This window comes from Lysinibacillus sp. RS11 (assembly GCF_042019215.1).
In the GTDB taxonomy this organism is placed as follows: domain Bacteria; phylum Bacillota; class Bacilli; order Bacillales_A; family Planococcaceae; genus Lysinibacillus; species Lysinibacillus xylanilyticus_A.
Genome location: NZ_CP168124.1, coordinates 3293052 through 3312168, shown reverse-complemented (window position 1 = coordinate 3312168; position 19117 = coordinate 3293052). Strand labels below are relative to the sequence as shown.

At 36.1% G+C, this 19117-nt stretch carries 18 protein-coding genes and 1 pseudogene; 12 read left to right on the top strand and 7 right to left on the bottom strand.

All coding sequences use genetic code 11. The features are described 5' to 3' along the window. Positions 1 to 20: 20 nt before the first annotated feature. Positions 21 to 158: a YqzM family protein gene (locus AB9L17_RS17130; protein ID WP_083226922.1), complete on the bottom strand. Its 138-nt coding sequence runs from the start codon at positions 156 to 158 to the stop codon at positions 21 to 23. Between the two features lie 164 nt (positions 159 to 322). Between AB9L17_RS17130 and holA the strand changes: the two genes are divergently transcribed. Next, positions 323 to 1333 carry a DNA polymerase III subunit delta gene (gene holA, locus AB9L17_RS17125; RefSeq protein ID WP_068983678.1) on the top strand — a complete coding sequence of 337 codons (1011 nt, stop codon included), beginning with the start codon at positions 323 to 325 and terminating at the stop codon, positions 1331 to 1333. 186 nt (positions 1334 to 1519) lie between these two features. Here holA and rpsT read toward each other — a convergent pair whose 3' ends face one another. Further along, entirely contained in the window at positions 1520 to 1768 is a 249-nt protein-coding gene (rpsT, locus tag AB9L17_RS17120) for a 30S ribosomal protein S20 (protein WP_068983677.1), read from the bottom strand. A 162-nt stretch (positions 1769 to 1930) separates the two neighbouring features. Between rpsT and gpr the strand changes: the two genes are divergently transcribed. The 5 genes from gpr to lepA all read left to right on the top strand — a co-directional run bounded on the left by gpr (position 1931) and on the right by lepA (position 9164). Next, positions 1931 to 2947 carry a GPR endopeptidase gene (gpr, locus tag AB9L17_RS17115; RefSeq protein ID WP_068983676.1) on the top strand — a complete coding sequence of 339 codons (1017 nt, stop codon included), beginning with the start codon at positions 1931 to 1933 and terminating at the stop codon, positions 2945 to 2947. A gap of 53 nt (positions 2948 to 3000) precedes the next feature. Continuing rightward, positions 3001 to 3849, top strand: a complete 849-nt coding sequence (gene spoIIP, locus AB9L17_RS17110; RefSeq protein ID WP_223553625.1) for a stage II sporulation protein P — start codon at positions 3001 to 3003, stop codon at positions 3847 to 3849. Positions 3850 to 5011: 1162 nt separating this feature from the next. Next, entirely contained in the window at positions 5012 to 5143 is a 132-nt protein-coding gene (locus AB9L17_RS17105) for a hypothetical protein (RefSeq protein WP_263297420.1), read from the top strand. 35 nt (positions 5144 to 5178) lie between these two features. After that, the gene (locus AB9L17_RS17100; protein WP_068983674.1) at positions 5179 to 7077 is read left to right on the top strand and encodes an acyltransferase family protein; all 1899 of its coding nucleotides are present in this window, start codon (positions 5179 to 5181) and stop codon (positions 7075 to 7077) included. Positions 7078 to 7337: 260 nt separating this feature from the next. Continuing rightward, complete coding sequence (gene lepA, locus AB9L17_RS17095; RefSeq protein WP_068983673.1) at positions 7338 to 9164, top strand: translation elongation factor 4; 1827 nt, start codon at positions 7338 to 7340, stop codon at positions 9162 to 9164. A gap of 202 nt (positions 9165 to 9366) precedes the next feature. Here lepA and AB9L17_RS17090 read toward each other — a convergent pair whose 3' ends face one another. Continuing rightward, the gene (locus AB9L17_RS17090) at positions 9367 to 9657 is read right to left on the bottom strand and encodes a tyrosine-type recombinase/integrase (protein WP_375200808.1); all 291 of its coding nucleotides are present in this window, start codon (positions 9655 to 9657) and stop codon (positions 9367 to 9369) included. A 194-nt stretch (positions 9658 to 9851) separates the two neighbouring features. On the opposite strand from AB9L17_RS17090, the pseudogene AB9L17_RS17085 reads away from it, so the two are divergent. Together AB9L17_RS17085 and AB9L17_RS17080 are read left to right on the top strand one after the other, a co-directional pair. After that, positions 9852 to 10397, top strand: a pseudogene (locus AB9L17_RS17085) (IS21 family transposase); the annotation flags it as partial. A gap of 2 nt (positions 10398 to 10399) precedes the next feature. Then, positions 10400 to 10831: a hypothetical protein gene (locus AB9L17_RS17080; protein ID WP_068983672.1), complete on the top strand. Its 432-nt coding sequence runs from the start codon at positions 10400 to 10402 to the stop codon at positions 10829 to 10831. 127 nt (positions 10832 to 10958) lie between these two features. On the opposite strand, the gene AB9L17_RS17075 is transcribed toward AB9L17_RS17080, so the two are convergent. Together AB9L17_RS17075 and AB9L17_RS17070 are read right to left on the bottom strand one after the other, a co-directional pair. Continuing rightward, complete coding sequence (locus AB9L17_RS17075; RefSeq protein WP_375199527.1) at positions 10959 to 12092, bottom strand: hypothetical protein; 1134 nt, start codon at positions 12090 to 12092, stop codon at positions 10959 to 10961. Between the two features lie 140 nt (positions 12093 to 12232). Further along, positions 12233 to 12838 (bottom strand): stalk domain-containing protein, encoded by a 606-nt coding sequence (locus tag AB9L17_RS17070; RefSeq protein WP_068983670.1) that lies wholly within the window; start codon positions 12836 to 12838, stop codon positions 12233 to 12235. 477 nt (positions 12839 to 13315) lie between these two features. Here AB9L17_RS17070 and AB9L17_RS17065 point away from each other — a divergent pair, with 477 nt between their 5' ends. Then, the gene (locus AB9L17_RS17065) at positions 13316 to 14407 is read left to right on the top strand and encodes an IS4 family transposase (protein ID WP_068983669.1); all 1092 of its coding nucleotides are present in this window, start codon (positions 13316 to 13318) and stop codon (positions 14405 to 14407) included. A 283-nt stretch (positions 14408 to 14690) separates the two neighbouring features. After that, positions 14691 to 14846 (top strand): hypothetical protein, encoded by a 156-nt coding sequence (locus tag AB9L17_RS17060; protein ID WP_175401688.1) that lies wholly within the window; start codon positions 14691 to 14693, stop codon positions 14844 to 14846. Between the two features lie 214 nt (positions 14847 to 15060). Here the strand turns inward: AB9L17_RS17060 and AB9L17_RS17055 are convergent, their stop codons facing one another. Next, the gene (locus tag AB9L17_RS17055) at positions 15061 to 15279 is read right to left on the bottom strand and encodes a hypothetical protein (protein WP_254660121.1); all 219 of its coding nucleotides are present in this window, start codon (positions 15277 to 15279) and stop codon (positions 15061 to 15063) included. A gap of 269 nt (positions 15280 to 15548) precedes the next feature. Beyond that, entirely contained in the window at positions 15549 to 16454 is a 906-nt protein-coding gene (locus AB9L17_RS17050) for a LysR family transcriptional regulator (protein ID WP_375199526.1), read from the bottom strand. 132 nt (positions 16455 to 16586) lie between these two features. On the opposite strand from AB9L17_RS17050, the gene hpaI reads away from it, so the two are divergent. Together hpaI and hpaE are read left to right on the top strand one after the other, a co-directional pair. Then, a complete protein-coding gene (hpaI, locus tag AB9L17_RS17045; protein WP_068983667.1) occupies positions 16587 to 17513 on the top strand; it encodes a 2,4-dihydroxyhept-2-ene-1,7-dioic acid aldolase in 927 nt (308 codons plus the stop codon). 70 nt (positions 17514 to 17583) lie between these two features. Further along, a complete protein-coding gene (gene hpaE, locus AB9L17_RS17040; RefSeq protein WP_375199525.1) occupies positions 17584 to 19101 on the top strand; it encodes a 5-carboxymethyl-2-hydroxymuconate semialdehyde dehydrogenase in 1518 nt (505 codons plus the stop codon). Positions 19102 to 19117 lie beyond the last annotated feature (16 nt).

Here is a 19117-nt window from a genome sequence, read left to right as displayed (position 1 = left end):
TTTCAATCGTACATTAATAATTATCTAGATACGAATTCTACTATAATTGCGATGAAAAACATAACTGTGAAAGCTCCAAATGATACACCGAAACCAACTCCAGAATCGATTGCATCGTTACGGCGACATTGTATGTTTTTTCCTTCAAATGGATTCATTGTTATCCCTCCAATTCTGTTATTTATTATAAGACATCATTTTCATAAAAGCTATATCGAAAAGAAGAATTCGCCCTGTGGCAAGGAATCGACACAATTCGGTCAAAGTCACAAAGGAATTCAAATCATGTATACTAGTAGTATTGCTAGATGGAGGGGAAATTATGATTTCAACGGTTTGGAATAATATCAAAAGAGGAGAGCTTGCACCAGTTTATTTACTTGTTGGTGAGGAAAGCTATTTTATAGATGAAACAGTTAAACGTTTAAAAGAGGCTATAGGACCTGAAGAAGAGATAGAAATGTCAACATTTGATTTAGAAGAATTGCCAGTAGATGTTGTTATGGATGAAGCGGATACAATTCCTTTTTTCTCTGAGCGGAAGCTGATCATTGCAAAAAACGCATCTTTTTTAAAGGCAACTGAAAAGGGTAAAGAGAAAATCGACCATGATGTAAAACGCCTTGAGGCATGGCTTGCGAACCCTTCCGATTTTTCAGTAACCGTTTTTATCGCACCTTATGAGAAATTAGACGAGCGTAAAAAAGTGACAAAGATAATGAAGGAGCATGCATTATTAGTCCAAACTGAAACGCCCAAAGAGCAGGATTTAGCTGTCTGGATTCAAAGTGTTGTTAAAGCAGAGGGTAACAGTATTACGCAAAATGCGATTGAGCAGCTTGTCGCAATGGTTGGGCCGAATATGTTACAGTTGCAAATGGAAATTGAGAAGCTAACTCTCTATTTAGGTGATGGAGGCGAGATTACTGCTACGTTAGTTGAGGATTTAGTGGCAAAAACATTAGAGCAGGATGCCTTTAAAATGTTAAATGCTTATTTTGCGAATGACTCAGTAGGGGCATTGTCTATTTATCACGATTTACTACGTCAAAAGCAAGAGCCCATCATGCTTGTTGGATTGCTTGCATCCAATGTTCGTACGATGTCTAATGTGTTTTATTTATTAAAAAAAGGCTACCATCCACAGCAAATTGCCAAAAATTTAAAAGTACATCCTTATCGTGTCAAATTGATGGTTGAGCAGCGTAATCGTCCATCAGAGGAAAGTTTATTGAAGGCGTTGTATCAACTAGCAAAGGTCGATTTACAGCTGAAAACAGCGGGTGGCAATCGTGAGCGTTATTTAGAACTCTTTTTACTGCGTCAATTTTAATAAGAAATCAACTTTTGGTGAGCTGTCCTAAGCAATATGGGCAGCTCTTTATCTTTATACAGTTAGCACAATCAAAAACAAGACGCATGTTGTGCGATAGCACAGCAATTAAGGTCATAATTAATGATCTTTGAAAAATAAAAAGATCAGCTACTCTGAATAGAGTATACTGATCCTTTATAACAATTATGCTTTTTTAGCAAGGCGAGACTTTTTACGAGCCGCCGCGTTTTTGTGAATAAGTCCTTTTGAAGCTGCTTTATCTAAAGATTTGAAAGCTGCTTGTAAAAGTTCTTGTGCGTTCTCAGCATTAGCAGCAACAGCGTTTTCAGCTTTTTTCACTGTAGTACGCATTGCAGATTTAGCTTGAGTGTTAGCAGCGTTAGCTTTTTCGTTAACTTTTACGCGTTTAATCGCAGATTTAATGTTTGGCATATGTTTCACCTCCTAAAATAGGTACGAGATGATATCTTCTCATTGATTTCTTGTGTCAATACAACAAAAATCATTTTAACAAACGCTAGGCTAAATTGCAATAGATAAATGCAAAGAATATTTACTTGACAGTTTGAACAAACTACTTTTGAGGTGAACTGTATGCAAAATTTAAATTGGCAACGTACGGATTTAATCGATGAGTCGGAAGAAGTTGTTTTACATCAAACGAAAGAGCAAAAGGAAACGCTTGAAGAAAAGAGTGGTATCCAAATTGAAGATCGGAATACTGGTCGGGTAAAAATCACTGATGTGCTCGTTAATGCAGAAGGTGAGAAGCAGATTGGTAAGAAGAAAGGACAGTACATTACACTTTCCGTACCTACTTTGACGCTTGATGATCAGGATGGATTTGAACAACTTGAGAAAGAGTTGCTTGCAAATTTTAATAAAATGCATGAAGCAATGTCGTGGAATGAGGATGACAAAATTTTAATTATTGGTCTAGGTAATCGTACCATTACACCCGATGCTATAGGACCGTATCTTATTGATCATTTGCATAGTTTAGATGTAATTAATGAAAAATTTGTCATGTATGCGCCTGGTGTAACAGGACAAACAGGATATGAAACTGGTGATTTTGTTGCGGCATTGGCTGAACGACTGCAGCCAAAATTAATTATTGTCGTAGACGCACTTGCAACAAGGGCTAGTGATCGTTTATGTAAAACAATTCAATTAACGAATACAGGGATACATCCCGGTTCAGGCGTAGGAAATCAGCGTAAGGAAATTTCATATGAGATGCTTGGCATTCCTGTTACCGCAATTGGTATCCCAACAGTAGTTGATGCCCCTGTATTAATTGCAGATGCTGTAGAGTTCATGCTACGTTCTTTAGCGGCACGAGTTGCAGAACGGAGTAAGCCTTCATCAAAATTGTCATTATCATCTTGGCAACCAGATATAAATAAAGAGCTTGATATGTCTTTAATAAAACCAATATTCGGTGAATGGGCTACCTGGACCAAAGAAGAACGTCAGCAATTGTTTGCTGAAACATTTTCGGGCTCGCATACACAGCTGATGGTTACGCCAAAGGAAGCCGATTACTGGATAGATAAATATGCTAAAATCGTATCATCTATGCTTATGAAATGGGCAAATAATCTGTAATTTTTTTTCGTTCTAAAAGGCACATCCCCTCCATACGATAAGGGGAGGAGGGTGTGACTTTGCTAAAAAAACTACAGTGGTCATTTGGTTTATTATTGTTCTTCTTCGTATTACCTGTCATTGCTGGGCAACTTCCGTTCAACAAGCAAGCATCGACTCCGATTAAACAACCAGAGGATCAACCAGTCGTGTATGCCGCTACTAATTTAACTGAACAAAGTGTGCTCGAGGAGACAAAAGAGGAAACAAAAGAGGAGACAAAAGATCCATTTAAAGTATTATTATTATTTACGCATTCACAAGAATCATATCAACCGATGGTAAAAGCTGTTAGCGGGAAAGCAGCCAATTATGATGAAAAAACAAATATTTATAATTTACAAGATGCAATTTCTAAGCATTTTAGCATGAACGGTATACAGACGGATGTATTAGAGGTTGATGTTATGAAGGAACTGAAACTTAAGGGAAAAAGTTTTCCGGATTCATACAATACTGTACGTCCTTATTTATCAAAACGTTTACAAGAGCAGTCCTATGACTTAGTTATTGATTTGCATCGAGATTCTGCTAAGAGAAATGCAACAACGATCACACATAACAACGAATCCTATGCACGGATTGCCATTGTCGTGGGTGCAGAGCATAAGAATTATCGTTGGAATACGGCTTATGCAGAAAGTTTATCTGCTTCTATGAATGAAATTGTGCCAAAGATTTCTAGAGGTGTTATCTCTAAAAGTGGAGACAATGTAGATGGACGCTATAATCAGGATTTAACAAAAGAAATGATTTTAATCGAATTAGGTGGAATTGATAATACAGAAGAAGAATTGAATCGTTCAATTGCCGTCATAGGAAAAGCCATTGCAAAATCCTTTATTACAGAAAAACAAGAATAGTAGATCTCGTAGATCTCTTATTTTAAAACTAGTAAAAGATTACTATAAATTATATATTGGAATTGGCAAAAAGATGGACTGTTTAAGATGACCATCTTTTTGCCCATTTTTTTTACAAAATGTCATGCGGAATTATGATGCCTATTGTTAGTAAAATTACCATGAATTTTTTTAAAAAAAATAGTTGTTAGACCTTTAAATTGTTCATTTCTTGGCTTATAATTTTCAAGGCAGTTTATAAAGATTTGATTTGAACAACGGCATATGCAATAGGCGAAACACGCTTTTAAAGCATCTACCATTTTTGGAGATGCTTTTTTGACGGAAAGAATGTGGGAAGATAAGCGATTATTTTAAATGGAATAAAGTACAACTATACATATGAAGAGCTTAATTGTGTTGTTTATGTTATCGAAGGAAGATTTAAAATATTCATGCGAATTGATTGGGGAAATATTGGGGTGTTAGTTGTGAAGAACCAAGTTATTTTTCTAGAACTATTAGCTGTCTGAAAGGGACAAAAATTTTCTAAGATATCATTTTATATAAACTTTTATAGTTACTCACCCGTCATTCATAAGTGAGTGCACTGAATTTAGTTAAAAGGGGACGATGTTTGGCTTTATACTAAAGTTTGCGCTATTAAAAAATGTAAAATATTTATAGATAATTGGCTCACACCAAAAATTGAGGGTGACATTTGTAAAACGTATGCCTTTTATCTTCATTCAGTAGAAGACTCCCACCTCTGAAGGTAGTGAGATAAATACGGATGTGGTTCCCTGTCAATAGGTTCCATACCCCCTACTGAATGAAGATAAAGCCTCCGGCGGATGTCACGGATTTTCAAAGGAATGAATTTAGGATGTTAGCCTAAAATCTTCGCATCCTGCGAAAACGGCTAACTGACCTGCATCGGTGCTGCTGTCGCTACGCTTTCGAGCAAAAAACATCTGTTGCTGCCGCTACGTTAACACTACGCTTTCGCACAAAAAACATCTGTTGCTGCCGCTACGTTAACACTACGCTTTCGCACAAAAAACATCTGTTGCTGCCGCTACGTTAACACTACGCTTTCGCACAAAAAACATATGCAGGCCTGGGCACAATTCAAAATCCGGACGCAATTACGCCAAGGCGAAATTGATATGGGTTGATTGGAGTGAAGACTGGACGCCCCAGGAAGCTCTGTGCGAAAGCGAAGCGACAGCGCCAAATGTTTTATCTGTGCGAAAGCGAAGCGACAGGGACAAAGCGCCCAGTCGGAACGGAAATCAACCACACGTTATGGTGATGAACTAGATTATTTTAAGAAGAGGAAGGAATATTATGTCAGGCAAGACGTTCAATCATCGTTATATCCCGGGGCTTGATGGGATTCGGGCTTTAGCAGTACTAGCTGTTATTGCTTATCATTTTAACTTCAGTTGGGCCAGTGGTGGGTTCCTAGGAGTTGATATCTTTTTTGTTTTATCAGGTTACTTAATAACCTCTACCATTTTACCTTTAAAAGGAAATCAGTTAACAGTAGGATTAGGGAAATTTTGGATTGGACGATTTCGACGTTTACTACCTGCTGCGTACGTAATGATTATTACTTCATTCGCTTGGGCGACCCTGTTTCATCAGGAACTTCTCAATACGTTGCGCGGAGATGCAATATCCTCTATTTTTTACTCAAGTAATTGGTGGTTCATTTTTCATGAACTTTCTTATTTTGATAGTTTTGGATCCCCTTCACCTTTAAAAAATCTATGGTCTTTAGCTATTGAGGAACAATTTTATCTTATTTGGCCGATTCTGTTAATGCTTGGGCTTTATATTGTTAAAAAACAGAGTAAATTAGCCATTTTCATTTTTATCGGTGCATTATGTTCAGCTACGTTAATGGGCATACTATATGAGCCAGGAGCTGACCCGAGTCGTGTATATTATGGGACAGATACGCGTTGCTTTGAATTATTAATTGGCTGTTGGCTAGCTCTCGTTTGGCCGATGAAAAGATTATCGTCACAAAAACTATCTATGGAGCATGCCAAGAAACTAGATATTATAAGCCTGGTTGCTTTTACTATATTCATTTTAAGTATTATTTTTGTAGATGAATATCAAACTTTCTTATATAGAGGTGGGATGTTCCTATTTTGTTTGAATGCAGCTGTATTGATAGCATGTGTTTGTCATCCTATTAGCTTTTTAGGGAAAGTGCTTTCTATGAAGCCTCTGCGTTGGATTGGTTCAAGATCGTATGGAATTTATTTATGGCATTATCCGATTATCGTGTTAGGTACGCCAGTCCACGAAATAGGTAATCCTGTTTTCTGGCGAGTTGCTTTACAACTAGTTCTTATTTTGATAATTGCTGAATTATCGTATCGTTTTATCGAAATGCCCATACGTAAGGACGGATTCCGTTCTTATTACCGACAGTATCTTAAATTTAATAAAAATAAATGGGGAAGCTTTTCGGTTACTAGAAAAATTTCAACGGTGCTCACTCCTCTAGTCCTATTAGTATTTTTGACTGGAATGACAGGTGTCGTAGGAAAAGAACAAACGGAACCAAAAGAGTCCCAGATAACAGAAGTTAAAATTAATGGTGCAGAACAAGCTGCAAAGCGAGATGATACCGTATCGGAAAAAGGAACAACAGAAAGTGATTCATCGAATGTTGAGGATGAGAAAGGTGAAACTAGTGCTCAACCGGACATAAAAGAGTCTGAACAGGAGGAAAATGATTCAACTGCTGACGAAACGAATGAATCTTATACTGGAATATTAGCCATTGGGGATTCTGTCATGATAGATATTGCTACAAGCTTACATCAGGTCTATCCTAACATTACAATTGATGGAAAAATTGGTCGTCAAGTTTCACAAGCGGTCAAGCTGGCACCAAATTATGCAAGCTTTAATCAGCCAGATAAAGCAGTTATTATTCAACTTGGCACAAATGGTTACTTTTCGAGTGATCAGATTGATGCACTACTTGCAGCTTTCTCCAATGCCGATATTTATTTAGTAAATACTCGGGTACCGCGTTCTTGGGAAGGTAAAGTGAATTATTCTTTACAACAAAAAGCGCAAGAGCATGATAATATTACATTGATTGATTGGCATTCGGCTGCTATTAACCATCCAGAGTATTTTGCTCCAGATGGAGTACATTTAGAACAAGAAGGTATTGATACGTTAACGAACCTTATTCAACAATCGATAGACAAATAATCAATTAAGTAAAAAATAGTCAGCATGTACCTTACTATAGGTGTAGCTGGCTATTTTTATGTTAAGAATAAAGGAAAACCTCTTGCATTTTTCTCAGTTCTCATTACTAACGCTTTTTCGCTTTTCAACATGTTTTTGCAGAGGAAATGGCACATCAATCAGAATAACCATTGATTTGACTGTCTTTATACCGTTCTAATGTTGTGGTTTGTATAAGGTTCATAGTATAATTCATTATAGTTTAATTAGGAGTGGAAAAGATGAACCGAGAAGCACGTTTAAAAAGACAAGAGAATATACGAAATTTCTCTATTATTGCACATATTGACCACGGGAAATCAACGCTTGCTGACCGTATTTTAGAGCAAACGAAGTCATTAACATCTCGTGAAATGAAAGCACAGCTCCTTGACTCAATGGATTTAGAGCGTGAGCGAGGCATAACGATTAAATTAAATGCGGTACAATTGAAGTATGAAGCTAGAGATGGCGAAGTGTATACATTCCATTTAATCGACACACCAGGACACGTCGATTTCACATATGAAGTATCACGTAGTTTAGCTGCTTGTGAGGGCGCAATTTTAGTTGTCGACGCAGCACAAGGCATTGAAGCACAAACACTAGCAAACGTTTATTTAGCGCTTGATAACGACCTAGAAATTTTACCTGTTATCAATAAAATCGATTTACCAGCAGCAGATCCAGAACGCGTACGTCAAGAAGTTGAAGACGTAATTGGGTTAGATGCTTCTGAAGCGGTACTAGCTTCTGCTAAGGCCGGTATCGGTATTGAAGATATTTTAGAGCAAATTGTAGAGAAGGTACCTGCACCAACCGGAGATCCAGAAGCACCACTACAAGCCCTTATTTTTGACTCTGTCTATGATGCCTACAAAGGTGTTATTATTTCCATTCGAATTATCAATGGTACAGTAAAACCAGGCGATAAAATTCGTATGATGGCTACTGGAGCAGAATTTGAAGTTATTGAGGTAGGGGTACATACACCAAAAGTTGTACCACAGGATGAACTAACAGTTGGTGACGTAGGCTATTTAACAGCGTCCATTAAAAACGTTGGTGATACTCGTGTCGGGGATACAGTTACATTTGCGAATCGCCCTGCGGCTGAAGCATTAGCAGGTTACCGCCGATTAAATCCAATGGTTTATTGCGGATTATACCCAATCGATACGGCAAAATACAATGACTTACGTGAAGCGTTAGAAAAGCTAGAGCTGAATGACTCTGCATTACAATATGAACCAGAGACATCACAAGCGCTTGGCTTCGGTTTCCGTTGTGGCTTCTTAGGGCTTCTACATATGGAAATTATTCAAGAGCGTATTGAGCGAGAATTTAACATTGATTTAATTACAACAGCGCCTTCCGTTATTTACAATGTTCATATGACGGATGGTACATCAATAAAGGTTGACAACCCTTCATTTATGCCTGATCCACAAAAAATTGATCGAGTGGAAGAGCCATATGTCAAAGCAACAATTATGGTGCCGAACGATTATGTAGGGGCAGTTATGGAACTTTGTCAATTGAAGCGTGGTAATTTCATGACGATGGATTATATTGATACATCACGTGTCAGCATTATTTATGAAATGCCACTATCAGAGATCGTATATGATTTCTTCGACTATTTAAAATCTAATACGAAGGGCTACGCTTCATTTGACTATGAACTCATTGGCTATCAAGCTTCAAAATTAGTGAAGATGGATATTTTACTAAATGGCGAGCAAGTCGATGCACTAAGCTTTATCGTACACCGTGACTTTGCGTATGAACGTGGGAAAGTCATCGTTGAAAAGTTGAAAGAATTAATCCCACGTCAACAATTTGAAGTGCCAATTCAAGCAGCAGTTGGTCAAAAAATTGTGGCACGTTCAACAATTAAAGCCATGCGTAAAAACGTATTAGCGAAATGTTACGGTGGAGATATTTCTCGTAAACGAAAACTTCTTGATAAACAAAAAGAAGGTAAAAAACGTATGAAACAAGTAGGTTCAGTCGAAGTACCACAAGAAGCGTTCATGGCTGTTCTGAAGATGGATGATTCGAAGTAATTTAGTAATATCAAGGGTTTGCGATGTATTTAGTTAATTTATAAAAGGGTTAAATGGTGGGGCTCCCCACCAATTCCCCACCATAAAAAAATACGTTAGCAATTCTTATATATCTTGAGCGAATGAATCAAAGATGTTCGCAGCATCTCTGGCCATTTTCTCAGTGAGGTGGACATAGCGATCTTCTGTTACGGCAGCTCTGCTATGTCCTAATCTTTTTTTGTACAGCTTTAACGGGGGAGCCATTCTCTATTAATGTTGTTGCATGTGTGTGGCGTAATGAGTGATAATTAAATTTAATATTTAATTTTTCGCTAGTTTTTCTAGTATTATATTTGACGACACTCGGTGTACAATGTTCTCCATTTTCTTTTTTACATACATAATCATGTTCTGAATCCTGTTTATAAAACTCACCAAACTTCAAACGATTATCAAGTTGTCTTTTTTTAGCACGTCTTAGGATTTCGGCAAGCGCATTACCAAATGGAATTGTTCGATAACCAGCTTTTGTTTTTGGTGGTCTAGGTTGCCACTGTATTTTTTGTTTTCATCTTTGATACCAACTAGTTGTTGCTCAACTTCTAATGTGTCTACAAATGCTAAGATCTACATGTACAAACGCACTCACTTAAAGATGTACACTTTTGATTCACTTTCTCGCATACTAATCATGAGGTGATTAGTGTGTACATAACGCTAGATGTTCAAACGAATTTTGAGATTAACAGTCTTTCAGACTTACCAAAATTCAAACAGCTAATGGAGAATTTAAAGATGAAAATTAATAAGAGTCAGTTGGCAAGAGAAATGGGTGTAGATCGACGTACTGTTGATAAATACTTAAATGGATTTACACCAAAAGGAACAAAAGAAAAGACATCTATTATAGATGATTATTATGAAGTGATTGCAGCTTTACTATCAGAAGATTCGAAGCAAGTCTTTTATTATCGTCGTGTACTTTGGCAATATTTGAAGGATAATCATGGCTTAGAGTGTGGTAGTTCTACATTCCGTCGCTATATTGCAAAAACGCCTGAGTTCGCAGCTTATTTTACAGATCAAGTACGTATCCCTTCACCAAAAGGAACGACAAGATTTGAAACACCACCTGGTCAACAGGCTCAATTTGACTGGAAAGAAAGTATTCCGTTTGAAACAAGTGATGGTGAAAAAGTAGAAGTAAACGTAGGTGTACTTGTACTTGGATATTCACGATTCCGTGTCTTTACATGGCTGCATCTGCTTTAACTTTAGCTTTAGCTGGAACTAGTTTTGGGACTGCTAAAGCAGCAGAACCAGTCAATACTGGTGTAGATGAAACAATTTATCAAGCACCAGAACAAGCACCAGAAGATGAAATAATTCTGTATGCTCGAGAAGCTGATTACAGAGGTACTTCTTTCACTAATGGAGAGTATCACAACTCATTTTCTATTAGTAATACTGCAGATGATTATAGTGTAAGATATAATTTCAAAAACAATGGATCTAATACATTTGATTATAAAATTTTCAGACCGGATGGTAAGATATTTGCAAGTGGTACTTTAGCTTCAGGAGAGAATGATACTGTTACTATAGAAAAAAAGTTGCCATTATATGCCAAAAGGGAAATGTACATTCTCCGTAATTACAAAAAATGGTGGGTCAGGATCCTTTGATTTTGCTTTTAGAGTCTTATACTAAATCAAAAAGTTTAATTACAGTAAAGCCCAGGTACTCAATTAATTTTGAGCTTGGGCTTTTTTTATGGCAAAAATAAAAGCCACTCATTTGAGTTGACTGAGGTTATTTATTTACAACATTGTTCATTACATCAATATATTTTTGAATATCAAGTGATTTGTTATTCATTCTAATAATAATTGTTCCAACTTGTGCATCTCCAAAATTTTTTGCTCTAACCTCTTGAGCTTTTTCAACACTTGGCCATTCATAAATACTAACATCCTCGGTTGTAATTAGAGTTGTGCATTCTAAATCAACGCAGTTATGACTATTGTCTCGTGAATCTGTTGTTGGAAGGCCTGCATCCTGAAATGCTTTTAGGATGTCTTCTGCAGAATAAGATTCGTTTGATTGTTTTAAATCGTCTTTAGAAGTTAAGTGTTCTTCTGTTACTAAGTATTTAAATTCATAATTATTAATTATTTTTAATTTTGTTTGTATTAAACCCATATCACTTAAGGCGACTTTCCCTGTCGCAGCATATGATTTTGCCAAACTGTTCTTTATGTTCACTTTTACGAAAATTGAATCAATTTTTTCTTTTTTCGATTTAGCTAAATCACTAGTCAATTCGACTAATTTGCGTAGGTCATTTTCTTCTGTTAAAGAAGTCAATAAAGTTACATACCAAATACTTCCGCTAATTTTTTCTTCTTGAATAGTGTAATCAAGTTTATTTTCCTCAGCATCTTTAGCTTCACGTGCAGCTTTTTCTTCCTCTGTTTCTTTTTCTATTATTAAACCAAGTTGCTGAATAGTGTTTAATTTCCCATCTTTAAAGATAAGTGATACAGGAGAATCTTTTTCTATTCCATTTTCCCCGTCATACTCCCAAATTAATATTAGATTATCATTTTCTTTTGCATCTGGATTTTTCGGTTTGCCACCCACTATTTTTTCTACTTCTTCCAAACTCATTCCATTTTTTAATTTGTTAAATTCGTCTGGTGTAACTGTAGCAGGTTTATCATCATTTGATTTTGCTACTGTTTCCACTTTATCTTTTTCATTTGAGTCATTAGTTGAATCGGTGCTGTTTGTAGGCACCATAATAAACCCGACAATGAACGCCGCAACGGAGATACCTAATACAAGACCGCCTTTCATCTTTTTCTTTTTTATTACTCCGATTATTAATAACGCAAGACCTACAAAAACACCTAAGAAACCTAATAACACTAATACATAACCCATATATATCAAATCCTTTCGTATATTACCATAAAGGAAATGGTAGGTAATTGTACATATAAAAAACAGACAACCATGATTAGTTATCTGTTTTATAATTAAAACAATTAAAATTACTATAAACGTGTTTTATAAAAGAAAGTTTATTTTGTAATCTTTACATTATTGAATCTGTAATCTGTCCAGTTAGCACGAATTAAAATATTTATTGAATCAGCATCAATAGGAGCATAGAAAATAACATCTTCAGCAGTTACACCAGGCTCAAGATAGGTATCAGCGTGAGGAACATTTTCTTTTTTATACCATCTTTCAAAATTGAATTTAGAGTCATAACTGTACTGTTTTCCATTTGCGACAATCTTAGATAGATCGCTTCCATTGCTAATTTTATCATTAGAGTTATTTACATATGTAACATAAATTTTTAATGAATCAGAATCTTGCACAACTTTATCAATTTTAACTGTTACTTTATCAATTGTTTTTGACAATTCAGATTGAGTAGTAGATTCAGTAGTATTTGATGTAACAGCATATGTTTTTGATTTGCTATCATAAGTTACTTTCCCACCAAAAAGCTCTGTAACAGCATTTAACGGTACATATGCCGTATTATTAATTAACTGTACATCAATAGATTGTTTTTTTCCGTCAAAAGTAAAATTGTATTTAGTTGCAGCGTAAGCGCCCATACTAAAAGTTAAAAGTAAAATAAATACACTAAATATAACTGTTGATTTTTTCAAATTTAAATTCCTCCTTTTTTAACTATAATAGGAAATTTAATGAGATTTGTACAGTATAAAAAAACAGACAGCCAATATTAGTTATCTGTTTTTGTTGACAATAATCTCAATTAAAATTGGTACATATCTTCGTAGGGCTTTCATCTCAAAAGAAAAAGGGGATTAAGAATTAAGTTTTAGGTATTCAATATTTGTATGCGGTGGTACCGCCCCTCGGAATCTAGCTTGTTGCTCAACCCGCATGGAATGATAGTTAAAACTGATAATTAATTTCTCTAGTATTATATTTGAAGACACTTGGCGTACAATGTTCGCCATTTTCTTTTTTTACATACATTATCACACTAGCGTCGCATTAATATAATTCAACGCATTTTTAAAAACCGAATTTTCTGTAATATTATCCATACATAAAAAAAGCCTTTATAATGGTTGGGTGATAGTAAACCATCCAAATCCAAAATAAAGGACATAAGCATGGATAAGTTTACACGAAAAACATCATTTGAACAATGGTTTTCACCTATTTCTTCTACACAAATGGAGAAATTAGTTGAAATTCATCAATTAAATTACTATACAAAGAAGCTTCACATCGCTTCATTCTTGAAATTATTACTGTTTGCGCAACTGAATGAAACCGAAAGTCTACGTGCCATTAGTGACGCGCTATTATCAGACGACTTACAAAAAGCAACGTATTTAGAGTCCATCAGCTTTTCGCAGTTAGGTCGGCGATTAAACCAAGTGCCAACTGAGTTTTTCCAACGAATTTTTCTAGACTTAGTCGAGCAAATTCATGAGAAAATGAATTTTGAGCATAGGCGAAAAACCACAACACCACTGAAAATCATTGATTCCAGCACACTGCCATTAAACTTAAACAACCATAGATGGGCTGAATTCCGTAAAACAAAATCAGGTGTGAAGTTACATTTGCGCCTTGTTTACCTAGAAAAAGGTTGTTCCTACCCTGATAAAGCGGTGTTGACGAATGCGAAAGAACATGATCGTGGTCAGCTTGAAATTCTCATTGATGACACGGAGTGCATGTACGTGTTTGACCGAGGTTACTTAGATTATGAGCGCTTTGATCGCATGACAGATGACGGATTTTTCTTTGTCTCACGCTTACGAAAAAACGCTGTAACACGTGTGGTTGAATCATTTGAAGTACCTGAACAGTCATCGGTGTTATCGGATGAAATGATTCTGATTGGCAACACGCAAAATCGCGCTGAAAATGTATTTCGCCGTATCGAAGTACTGGATCCAAACGGTAAAGAACTACATCTGATGACGAATCGTTTTGATTTAAGTGCAGATGAGATCGCTGAACTGTATAAGTCACGCTGGGCAATCGAACTGTTTTTCAAATGGATGAAACAGCATCTGAACATTAAAAAGTTCTACGGGCAAAGCGAGCAAGCTGTGCATAATCAGGTATACATCGCAATGATCGTTTACTGCTTAAACGTGCTAGCACAGCTTCACACAAACAGTTCACGGACATATTTACAAATTAGTAGGTACTTAAAAGCAACACTATGGAAACCAGCACGTATTTAGCTTCGAAAAATCGAAGGAAATACGGTACCCTAAGGATTTTGAACTGCAGTTGCCCTAGTCAAAGGTTATAGTAAAAAAATGGATGTTTACTATCTCTACTTAAGCGTCTTTCATTTTCTTCAAAAACGGAAGAATTAGAAAACAGAAAATTCAATTAAAATTCATGCGACGTTAGTGACATTATCATGTAACAGTAAACGAGTAACACAGCATAGGCTAGCGTTATTTTTATACCTTCATCCACCTTTTTGTTATGATTAAATAACATCAAGGAGGGAACAAAATGAAAATATATATAAATGATGACGAAATGATTGATGAATTATATACAATCATTCGGTACATTCAATCGAATCACCGTGAGAATTCTGAGGTACTTGAAACATCTTATGAAATAGAAGATGCAGTAATCAAAATAAGAGAATCTTTAGGCGTTTAATTCGTAGTAGGGAAGTTAGACATTAATGTACCTAAATTCATAGCAAATGCTTAAAAAACAAAGCCTAGGTACTCAATTAATTTTGAGTCCTAAGCTTTTTGTGTTTCCGTTAAAATGTCTTAAATCGATCGTTTATAAGCATTTACTGTTGAAGTATATTGAAATAATTTAGGGTTTACTAGACCCTCTTGTAAATCCATCATCCCTAATTGTCCTATTCTTGCAATAAAGGAACTAACCAACTACCACTTGGAGCACCTTGTAATGTTTTAACTTGATTAGATGATAACTCTGAAACTTTACTAGCGTCAATTGGTTCTTTTGCATTTTCTATTGTTTTTTGAAAAGCTTTCAAATCAGCCTTATACATATTCTCGCCAACTTGTTCAGTAAAACCTTTATATTCATAAGCACCTTGAAGGATCGTTAACATTATACTCAAATCTAATTTTTATAGGTTTATCTCAGTAGCCTCATTCAAAGCTTTTTTACTTACTAGTCTTACAGGATGTCTTCAAAGTAAACCTCTCAGAATCTTGGTGATCCTAGTATCGTGGTATCACATCTGTAGCAATTGGATAGCTTACTCTGTTCATATTTTTCACAGCTGTTGAGAATTATATGGCAGCACAATATCTCACCGTCAATGTCCGAAAAACTGATTCAACACTTATGATTTATAAAATCATAAAATTATTCGAGTCATTCTACTGGTGAGATACTTAAACTGTATTCCCTCTCAAAAGTTTCAATAAATTTAACAGCACTTTTTGAAAGGTAACGGTCCTTCAACCAGATCACGGCGGAATCTGATTGAATACTAAGTTCTTCAAGCTCCAATATTTTCAGGCCATTCATAGAAAATGAACGTAAGACAGACCTTGGGAGTAAGGAAGCACCGACACCTTCTCTAACTAGGGACATAATCATAGCAGCGTCTGAACATTGACAGACAATTTTTGGTTCATAGTGATATTTTCTACAAGCTTCTAAAACGAGTTCGTATTGACCAACACCCTTAAAACGTTGTAGCAACATTAGTGGCATACTTGAAAGTTCATCTAGTCTTAATGTATTTTCATAATTCCACGTCTCAGGGATAACGGCTACAAAATGGTCCGGAGGCAATGGCAGTGAGGACAAGTCATCTGATTCTGCCTCTAAAGGTAACCGGACTATAGCAACCTCAATATGCCTATTTCTTAAATCTTGTAATAATCGATAGGTATCCCCTTCGTATAAACGAAATGTAACGTTTGAATACTTTTCTCGGAAAAAACGAATGCGTTCAGGTAAGTAAGAAAAGCATGTTTTTACAGATCCAATTGATAATGTACCCTTAAGACCTTCCCCTACTTCTTTCACTTCCATAATTGTTTCATCAATCTGACTTAAAAGATTGATAGCTCTCTTATATAACACTTTTCCTGCTGCTGTAAGTTCTATATTTTTTCCATTTCGTACTATCAAAAGAGTACTAAGCTCTTCTTCCAGCGCTTTTAGCTGTTGACTAAGGGGGGGTTGGGCCATATGTAACTTTTTTGCTGCTCTAGTAATTTGGCCTTCTTCAACAATAGTGGTAAAGTATCGCAATTGTCTTATATCCATGAAAATCCTCCTTAGAAAGCATATTTATTTTATATACGTTGCGAACATTTTAAATATTTTAAATATTACAAACTTAATGATACATTAATCTTGAAAATAATTCCATGAAAAGGTAGAAAAGGAGACGATAAAATGTCTAGAATTCGAAAAGCTAAAGAAAGTATAAAAGGTTCGATTGCACCAGTTATTACACCCTTCAAGGAAGATGAAGGTTTAGATTTACAGACATTTGAAAATTTAATTAACTGGCAAATAGAGAGTGGGAGCCATGGCATTTCGGTAACCGGGACTTCTGGAGAACCTAGTTCTCTAACGATCGAAGAGAGAGAGCTTGTGATGGAAACAGCAAGTAAAACGATTAACGGACGAGTTCCATTTATACCAGCAACGGGATCAGTTAATCATAATGAAGCGCTACGGTTAACAAAGGTTGCTCAAGAAATGGGAGCAGATGCCGCGATGGTCATTGTTCCATACTATAACAAGCCTTCCCAGCAAGCATTATATAAACACTATAAAGCTATTGCAGATGCCGTGGATATTCCAATTCTTGTATATAATATACCTGGAAGAACAGGTGTGAATATGGAAGTAACAACAATGGCTCGACTTGTTGAAGATTGCCCGAACATTATTGGTGCCAAAGAGTCAAATAAAGATTTTGAACATGTCAATCGTGTGCTATTAAATTGTGGGAGAGATTTTAGTCTATTCTCAGGAATTGAACTTCTTTGCTACCCAATGTTAACAATCGGTGGAAAAGGTTCTATTAGCGCCACAGCAAACGTTGCACCAGCGAAAGTAGCGGAAATGCACAATGCTTGGGAGGAAGGCGACGCTGAAAAGGCTTTAAATCTTCATTATGAATTAATGAAATTAAATGATGTGTTATTCAAAGAAACTAACCCTGGACCAGTAAAAGCAGCGCTGGGTATGATGGGTAAAATTACGCCAGTTTTACGCAAGCCAATGGATTTACCATCTGAGGCACTTCAAAACGAGATTCGTGAAGTTTTAAATCAATATGGAATTTTATCAAATGAGATTGTAACTAAATAATCATTCAAAATCTAAAAAATTCTCTTACTCCTTGTTACAGGAGTAAGAGAAGGATGAGGAGTGTAATAACATGCAGGTTCAAGTAACTGAGACTCAAAAAAATCACTTACACAAGCAAGTAGCAAATGTAAAACTCTATATTAATGGACAGTTTGTCGACAGTAAATCAGGTGCTTCTTTTGAAAATAAAAATCCATTTACCAATGAAATAAACAACTATATCGCCGAGGGGCGTGAAGCGGATATAAATCAAGCAGTTCTTTCAGCAAAAGAAGCCTTTGAGAATGGTCCTTGGGGCAAGATGAAATTGAAAGAAAGAATGAAATATATTAATAGAATTGCAGATCTCATCGATGAGGAGATTGAAGAAATTGCATTCTTAGAATCACTAGATACAGGTCTGCCAATTAGCCAAACAAGAAATCAAACCGCACGTGCTGCAGAAAATTTCCGTTTCTACGCACGAATGGTTGAGACAAAATTGCATGGCGAATCTTATCCAATGGATGATGAATTCATTAATTATACAGTTTATAAACCATTAGGCGTTATAGGGTTAATTACTCCATGGAATGCCCCATTCATGTTAGAGACTTGGAAAGTAGCGCCTGCATTAGCAACTGGAAATACTGTTGTTCTAAAACCAGCTGAACTTTCACCATTGACTGCAAATAAATTAGCTGAAATTATTCATAAAGCTAAAGTTCCGGATGGAGTCTTTAATGTCGTTCATGGCTTTGGAGAAACAGCAGGTGCTACTCTTGTTGCTCACCCAAATGTGAAAGCGATTTCATTTACAGGTGAAACGACTACAGGTTCCACTATTATTAAAAACTCTGCGGATACTTTAAAGAAAACATCGATGGAGCTTGGTGGGAAATCACCTTTAATTGTATTTGATGATGCAGATCTTGAACGTGCTCTAGATGCAGCAATATGGGGGATTTTCTCTTTTAACGGGGAACGTTGCACATCCAATTCTCGAGTATTCTTGCATAAAAATATTAAAGATCAATTTGTTGGAAAATTAAAAGCACGTGTCGCAAACATTAAAATCGGTGACCCAATGGATGCATCAACTGAGCTTGGTCCGCTCATTGAAAAAGGTCACTACAACAAAGTAAAAAAATATATAGAAATCGCTAAACAAGAAGGTTGTGAAGTAGTTCAGGGAGTGGTTCCGGAGAATGTAAAGGCAGGTAATTTTGTCCCACCGACACTTTTATTAAATGCAAAAAATGATATGAGAGTATGTCAGGAAGAAATCTTTGGTCCCGTTATGGCCGTAATCGAATTTGAAACAGATGAAGAAGTACTTCATATGGCAAATAACGTATCTTACGGACTAGCTGGTTTTGTATGGACAAAAGATTTAAAACGAGCACATCGTATGGCGGATGCTATTGAAGCAGGTATGCTTTGGATAAACGCTCAAAACGTACGAGATCTTCGAATTCCATTTGGCGGTATGAAAGATAGTGGAATTGGAAGAGAGGGTGGCCATTACGCAATCTTTGAATTCTATACAGAACCAAAAGTAGTCCATGTTGCTATAGGTGACCATCATATTCCGCAATTTGGGAAGTAAAAACTATTTTCTAAGG